Annotated in this window: 6 protein-coding genes and 1 pseudogene; 1 reads left to right on the top strand and 6 read right to left on the bottom strand. The window is 73.1% G+C overall.

Going from position 1 to position 7131, the window contains the following annotated elements:
• A pseudogene (locus BU197_RS00660) lies at positions 1-389 on the bottom strand (ATPase); the annotation flags it as partial.
• Positions 390-421: 32 nt separating this feature from the next.
• Here BU197_RS00660 and BU197_RS00655 point away from each other — a divergent pair.
• Positions 422-1099 carry a uracil-DNA glycosylase gene (locus tag BU197_RS00655; RefSeq protein WP_188266158.1) on the top strand — a complete coding sequence of 226 codons (678 nt, stop codon included), beginning with the start codon at positions 422-424 and terminating at the stop codon, positions 1097-1099.
• A gap of 136 nt (positions 1100-1235) precedes the next feature.
• On the opposite strand, the gene BU197_RS00650 is transcribed toward BU197_RS00655, so the two are convergent.
• The 5 genes from BU197_RS00650 to BU197_RS00635 all read right to left on the bottom strand — a co-directional run bounded on the left by BU197_RS00650 (position 1236) and on the right by BU197_RS00635 (position 7088).
• On the bottom strand, positions 1236-2318 hold the full coding sequence (locus BU197_RS00650; protein WP_188266157.1) for a WD40/YVTN/BNR-like repeat-containing protein: 1083 nt from the start codon (positions 2316-2318) through the stop codon (positions 1236-1238).
• A 150-nt stretch (positions 2319-2468) separates the two neighbouring features.
• Positions 2469-3128: a DUF5825 family protein gene (locus tag BU197_RS00645; RefSeq protein ID WP_188266156.1), complete on the bottom strand. Its 660-nt coding sequence runs from the start codon at positions 3126-3128 to the stop codon at positions 2469-2471.
• 24 nt (positions 3129-3152) lie between these two features.
• Positions 3153-5054 carry a RiPP maturation radical SAM C-methyltransferase gene (locus BU197_RS00640; protein WP_188266155.1) on the bottom strand — a complete coding sequence of 634 codons (1902 nt, stop codon included), beginning with the start codon at positions 5052-5054 and terminating at the stop codon, positions 3153-3155.
• An 82-nt stretch (positions 5055-5136) separates the two neighbouring features.
• Entirely contained in the window at positions 5137-5265 is a 129-nt protein-coding gene (locus tag BU197_RS30900; protein ID WP_262928217.1) for a hypothetical protein, read from the bottom strand.
• Positions 5262-7088: an alpha/beta fold hydrolase gene (locus tag BU197_RS00635; protein ID WP_188266164.1), complete on the bottom strand. Its 1827-nt coding sequence runs from the start codon at positions 7086-7088 to the stop codon at positions 5262-5264. Before BU197_RS00635 ends, BU197_RS30900 begins: the two co-directional genes overlap by 4 nt.
• Between the last annotated feature and the right edge of the window lie 43 nt (positions 7089-7131).

The raw sequence follows: 7131 nt of genomic DNA, 5'->3' as shown, positions 1-7131 counted from the left end.
ACCCCCCACGCCCCGGCCGGCGCCCCGGGCAGTTCGGCCCGCAACTCGTCGCCGAGGGTGGCCATCCCGGCGGCGCCCACGGCCACCGCGAGCAGCGGGCGCGCCCCGTGCGGTTCCACGAGGGCGGCGACGGCGGGCAGGACCTGACCGAGGAAGTGCCGGGCGGAGATCCCGCCGGGGCCCGTGGGCACCGGCTCCCGGGAGGCGCGGACACCGAGGACGGTGCCGTCGGCGGCCCCGGCGAGGGCCACCCGGAGCCCGGAGCCGCCGGAGTCGATTCCCACCACGAGACCCTCGGAGAGCCCGCCGGAGGGAAGCGCGGAGGGCGCGGTGACCGAGGAGGATTCGACGGCTTCGGCGTGCTCGGGGGGCACGGTGGGCTCGTTCACGGTGTCACTGTAGGCCGGTAGAGTGGCCGACCGTGGCAGCGCGACCCTTGAACGAACTGGTGGAGCCCGGCTGGGCGGAGGCCTTGAGCCCCGTCGGTGGCCGTGTGGCGGAGATGGGCGACTTCCTCCGGGGGGAGATCGCGGCGGGCCGGACGTATCTGCCGTCAGGGCAGAACGTCCTGCGGGCCTTCCAGCAGCCCTTCGACGAGGTGAGAGTCCTGATCGTGGGTCAGGACCCCTATCCCACCCCGGGCATGGCCATCGGTCTGAGCTTCGCCGTCGCGCCCGAGGTCCGCTCGCTGCCGGGCAGCCTGGAGAACATCTTCCGGGAGCTGCACACCGACCTCGGACTGCCCCGGCCGTCCAACGGCGACCTGACCCCGTGGACCCGCCAGGGAGTCCTGCTGCTCAACAGGGCGCTCACCACCGCCCCCAGGAAGCCCGCCGCCCACCGGGGCAAGGGCTGGGAAGAGGTGACCGAGCAGGCGATCCGCGCGCTCGCCGCCCGGGGCAAGCCGCTGGTGTCGATCCTGTGGGGCAGGGACGCGCGCAACGCGCGCCCGCTCCTCGGCGACCTGCCCGCGATCGAGTCCGCGCACCCCTCGCCGATGTCGGCGGACCGGGGCTTCTTCGGCTCCCGGCCGTTCAGCCGCGCCAACGAACTGCTGCTCGGACAGGGCGCGCAGCCGGTGGACTGGCGCCTGCCCTGAAGCCGGGGCAGGCCCGCCTGCCCGTTCCCACGGCCTCCTGCCCGCGCCTACGTGCCTTCCGCGTCCGCGCGGTACGGCCCCTGTCCGTGCCCGCGGCCCCGGTTCCGTGTGAACCGGCCCTGCTTCACGCGGACGCTCAGACGACCGCCGCCCGGACGCAGAGGACGTCCGGCAGGTGTTCGGCGAGCAGGCTCCAGCTGTCGCCGTCGTCGGCGCTCGCGTACAGCTCGCCGTTGCGGTTGCCGAAGTAGACGCCCGCCGGGTCGGCGTCGTCCGTGCACAGCGCGTCCCGCAGCACCGTGCCGTAGTGGTCGCCCCGGGGCAGCCCCTCGGCGAGCGGTTCCCAGGTCTCCCCGGCGTCGGTCGTCCGGTAGACCCGGCACCGGCGCCCGGCCGGGACCCGGTCGGAGTCCGCCGTGATCGGGAAGACGTACGCGGTGTCCGGGCGGTGCGGGTGGGCGGCGACCGCGAAGCCGAAATCGGAGGGCAGCCCCGCGCCGATGTCGGTCCAGTGGACCCCGGCGTCGTCGCTGCGGTAGACGCCCCAGTGGTTCTGGAGGTAGAGCCGGTCGGGATCGCCCGAGTCCTGGGCGATCTTGTGGACGCACTGGCCGAACTCGGGGTGCGGGTCCGGCAGGAACACGGCCGACACCCCGTCGTTCGACGGGTCCCAGTCCGCCCCGCCGTCCCGTGACCGGAACACCCCGGCGGTCGACACCGCGACCGTCAGCGCGTCCGGGTCCCGCCGGTCGGTGACCACGGTGTGCACCGCCTCGCCGCCCCCGCCGGGCACCCAGTGGCGCCGGGTGGGGTGCTCCCACAGCGGGCGGACGAGTTCGAAGGACTCGCCGCCGTCCGCCGACCGGAAGAGCGCGGCCGGTTCCGTCCCGGCGTACACCACCCGGGGCGAGTGGGCGGGCGCGGGGTGAAGCTGCCAGACGCGCTCCAGGGAGGCTCCGGTGTCCTCGGGGAACTTCACCGCCGGCCGGGCCGGTTCGGTCCACGACCGGCCGAGGTCGTCGGAGTGGAAGACGGACGGGCCCCAGTGGGCGCTGTCGCCGCCGACCAGGACGCGCGGGGAGGGACCGCGGGTGTCGACGGCGACCGAGTAGACCGCCTGAGAAGGGAAGGCGGGATCGTCGAACTCCCAGCGTCCTGCCTGCCTGCGACCGATGAAGAGCCCCTTGCGGGTGCCCACGGTGAGAAGTACGTCGGGCATGGCTGCCACCTTCAGGACGCCGTTGTCTCGGATACGGGCCAGTCTGCACCCGTGTGCCGACGACGACCTTCCGGAACACCCCGTGCCACCGGAACCGAGCCGAGGGTGACCGCCATGGAGTACGCGCGTACGCCCGGCACCCGGACGGGCTCAGATCACCAGCGGCGCCTCCGACCAGCGGCGGACCCGGTACGGGGCCCACCAGAGCCGGTCGCCGAAGCGGAAGGCGAGGCTCTCGGAGAGGAGGTCGTCCAGGACGGGCCGGGGCACCGCGTCGACGGACGCGCCGTCGGCGAGGCTCTCGATGGCCTCGTGGTACTCCGGCTCGTCGATGGTGAACCGGCGCAGCTCCCCGTAGCGCCGGTCGCGGACCTGGACGAAGCCGGGGCCGTACCGGTAGACGCACTTGCAGATGTAGTACGTGGCGCGCCAGGCGAGCGCCGTCGCGGCGGGGGCGTCGGTGCCGAGGACGGCGGTCGGCGGGTGGAGGTGGCCGTAGTGGCGCCAGGCGTCGGGGTCCGGACCGGTGTGGAGCTGCCAGTCGACCGAGACGGCCAGGCTGGACAGGTCGCCCACGAAGGCGAGCGCCCGGACCGTCCAGTCGGCGTCGGCGGGGTCGGTCACGTCGACCGGGCGGGGGAGCGTGACATGCCGGGCTCCGGCGGCGAACAGGCGCCGGGCGGCCTCGGCGCCGGACATGTCGATCTCGTAGCGGCCCAGGGCCATCGAGGGCAGCGTGCCCACCTCGGGGTCGTAGTCGCGTGAGGCGGTCACGGTGAAGGGCGCGGGGCCGGTGAGTGCAGGAGTCATCGTCGTCTCTCCGTCGGGCGGTCGTCAGGCGGTCGGCACGGCGAGCGCGGCCTCGCGGGCGGCGGTGTGCCGCATGAAGTCGATCCGCAGGAACTCCTCGTTGCGCGCCGGGGGCGCGATCTGCACGAACTGTCCGCCGTCCTCGAAGACCACCCCGAGCGCCCGCCACCGCGCGAGCAGCCCGCGCAGTCCGTCCTCGTCGAGGGTGTGGTCCTTGCCCAGCTTGCGGACGGCCGCCTTCACCGTGTGCGGCTGGTCGAGCAGCCGGAACAAGGCGAGTTCGAGCGGGTCGGTCAGTTCCAGGTGCGTCCAGTCGAAGGCCCGGCGCCTGCTGACGAGGACGATCCGGTCCTCCAGGTCGCAGTGGGTGAGACGGCTGCCGGCGTAGTTCCGCCGCCAGTGCCCGATGGCCTCGTCGAGGCGGGCGACGACGTCCTCGCCGATGCCGCGCGGCGGCACGTCGAAGACGTACGCCAGGTCCAGCATCTCGTCCTCGGGGAGGTCGTAGGTGAGCCGGTACGGTTCGGCCGGGCGCAGTTCGGAGAAGCCGAGTTCCGGCTTGTTGAAGTAGGGGCTGAACCGTTCGATGGCGATCCGGGAGGACGGGCCCACCGGCGGGTTGAGGTGTTCGAGCGCGGCCAGTTGGTCCACCACGTCGTCGTAGTCCTCGCGGTCCTCGCCGGGGAAGCCGTGCAGATAGTTCCAGGCCACCGAGAGGCCGACGGTGGCGGCGTCCCGGAGCATCCGGACGTTCTGGCCGCCGGTCACGCCCTTGTCCATCAGGGTCAGGACCCGGCTGTTGAGGCTCTCGATGCCCGGCTGGACGAAGATCAGTCCCGCGTCGGCGAGGGTCTGGAGCTGCCCCTGCCGCATGTTCGACTTGATCTCGATGTGCATGCGCAGGTCGTAGCCGCTGTCGATGATGCGCGGCAGCACCGTGTTGACGTACCCCATGTCCAGGATGTTGTCGACGACGTACATGTCCAGGATCCGGTGCTCGCGGGCCAGTTCCATGATCTCGTCGTAGAAGACGTCCGGGCTCTTGCTGCGGAACTCCATGAACGAGCCGTTCAGTCCGCAGAAGGTGCAGTGGTGCTTCTCGCCCCACCAGCAGCCCCGGGCGCCCTCGACGACCAGCTTGGGCTCGACCCAGTGCCGGGCGTGGGAGGCGGCGAGCCGCTCGAAGTAGCCGGAGTAGTCCGGCGGCAGGATCGCGGCGGGCGGCAGCGGGCGGGTGTTCATGGAGTTGACCACGGAGGCGCCGTCCGCGTCGCGCCAGCAGAGCCCGGGGACCTGCGACAGCGGCTCTCCGGCGTCCAGCGCGTTGAGCAGGGCGGGGAACGACACCTCGCCCTCGCCGCGCAGGACGTAGTCGACGAAGGGGAAGTTGCGGTGCACCGCCTCGCCCTGCTTGCCGTCGCAGTTGGCGCCGCCCATGGCCGTCGCGATGTGCGGGGCGAGACGCTTCACGTACTTCGCCGCCGCGAGGGCGGCGGTGTTCTGCTGGAACGTCGAGGTGAAACCGACCACGTCCGGGGCGATTTCCACGATGCGCTCGGCGATGTGACGGACGAAATCGGGCGCGGTCGTGTGGAGTGCCTTCGTCATCTCCATACGGGGCCCGCGCACCCGGGTGCGCATCGCGTCGGTGAATTCCTGGACCCGCCATCCGGGGTCGTCGTAAAGGGCGGACGAGAACACCCAGTCGCCACAGCCGAGGAAATAGGAGCCAAGGGAGTAGTAGGAGTAGTCCTCAAGGGTGAATTCCGTGTTGCTGGTGATCCAGTCCACGTATTCGATATTCGCGTGGAGAACGTCCGCCGTGCCGTTCGGGACGCGCTCGTCGACACTGCGCTTGAGAATTCCGAGAGCCAGCGACGGGAGGTCGATCGGGGCCCAGGGCATGTTCACCAGGAGTACGCGCATGGCTCGCCTCTTCTCGTGTGACCGGTCGGGTCGGGTGGGTGGGGAGCCGGTCCCGCACGGGTGCGGGACCGGTCCCTCGGTGCTACTTGCCCTCGTCCTCCATCTCCTCCGCGGAGCGGAGGTAGACGACGACGCCGACGCCCGGCTTGCGGCTCTCCTCGTCGCCCTCGAGCGGGTCGCCGTGGATGATGTCCTTCTGCATGATGTTCACCCCCTCTCCCGGTGCGAGGACGGCTCGGCCGGTGCGGGTGCCGGAGGCAGCCCGCGGCCGAGAAATCTGAGGGACCGTGTGATCACGGCCAGGTGGTCGGCCCCGTCGTAGCCGTCGTGGCCCGAGTCCAGCCACATCAGCTCGTGGGCCACGCCGCCCGCGCGCAGCACGTCCAGATACGCCTCGATCTGCTCCGGCGGGCACTTGGCGTCCCGGCGCGCGGCGACCACCAGGAGCGGTGCGCGGATGGCGGAGGCGTACGTGGAAGGGGAGGCGTGGGCGTAGGCCTCGGGGACCTCGTCCGGGGTGCCGCCGAACAGCGCGGTGTCCAGCGCCTGGAGGGCGGGCGTGGAGTGCCGGAAGGCCGTGACGCAGTCGGCGAGCGGCTTGACCGCCACCCCTGCGTCCCACAGCTCCGGCCGGGTCCCCAGGGCGAGCAGGGTCAGATAGCCGCCCCACGAGGTGCCGCACAGTCCCACGGCGCCCTCCCGGCCGATGCCCCGCTCGATCAGCTCGGCCCTGGCCCGCACCAGGTCGGCGACCTGGGTGTGCCCGACGCCCTCGGAGTAGGCGGAGCGCCAGCGGGGTCCGTAGCCGGTCGAGCCCCGGTAGTTGACCCGGGCCACGGCGTATCCCGAGCCGACGAGGGTCTGGACCATGGGGTCGTAGGCGTCGCGGTCGTGGTCGGCCGGTCCGCCGTGGACGAGGAAGACCAGCGGATACGGGGCGGGCCGGTCGGCGGGGGTGGTGACGAAGGTGTGCACCGGTCCGTCGGGGCCGGGTGTCCACAGGTCCTGGCGCTGCCCGAAGCGGGGCAGGCGCCACTGGCTCTGCCCGGGGAGCGAGGCACCCGAGAGGGACAGCGCGCGCGGTACGTTCACGGCGTCGGTCCAGAGGAAGTGGACGTCGCCGTCGGCGGCGGGTACGGCGTCCAGGACGCTGCCCTCGGGGGTGGGTACCGGGGTCAGTTCGCGGCGGTCCAGGTCGGCGGTGAAGAGCCGGCTGCGGCCGTGCCGGTCCTGCCGGAGCAGGACCCGGGGGCGGCCCGTTCCGGGGTACCAGCGGGCGGTCGTCTCGGTGTCGAAGGCGCACCAGGGGAGCAGGTCGAGGCCGCGCCCGGGGGCCCAGGTGCCCAGGTGGTAGCGGCCGTCCCGCTCGCGCATCACGAGGAGGAGGGGGCGGCCGGGGGAGGAGCCCGGGGCGGGTGGGGACGGGGGTGCGGTCGCCGAGGGGCCGGGCGCGGGCCCGGTCGCGGAGCTTGACGCGGGCGCGGTCCCGGCTTCGGCTTCGGGCAGGCTCGCGGCGGCGGGGGCGAAGCCGAGGGCCCAGGTGCGTTCGCGGGTCCCGGAGAGCACGTCGACGATGGTTCCGTCCGGGGCCAGCAGGGTCACGGCCCGCGCGGAGTGGGCGGGTCCCGAGACCGCGAGGAGCCCGCCGTCCGGGGACAGGTCGCAGAGGGTGCCGGACTCCTTCGTACGCAGGACGGGGACGCCGGTGCCGCCGCGCCGCCCCAGGTGCACGCTGAACCCCTCGGGGTCCCGGATGCCGACGGCGACCGTGCCCGCCTCGGTCAGGGCGAGACCGGCGGGCCGCCCGTACGGCACTCCGGCCAGGGCCGGGCGGTCGGGTCCGCCGTCGAAGTCCTGGGTGCGCCAGGCGCCGCTGCCGCCCGGGTCCTCGTCGAACCACCACACGGCGTCCTCGGCGTCGAGGGCGCAGAGCAGGGTGCCGTGCGGTCGGTCGGTCAGCTGTCGTCCGGTGCCGGTGGAGCGGTCCCAGGTGAAGATCTCGCAGCGGCCGTCGGCGTCGCCGGTGTAGACCATCCGGTCCGGGTCGCGGGGGCTGGTCACGGGCAGGACCGGCCGG

Source organism: Streptomyces sp. CBMA291, assembly GCF_014596525.1.
Lineage (GTDB): Bacteria > Actinomycetota > Actinomycetes > Streptomycetales > Streptomycetaceae > Streptomyces.
Note: the sequence above shows the minus strand (reverse complement) of the source record. Positions and strands in the feature narration are given on the sequence as shown.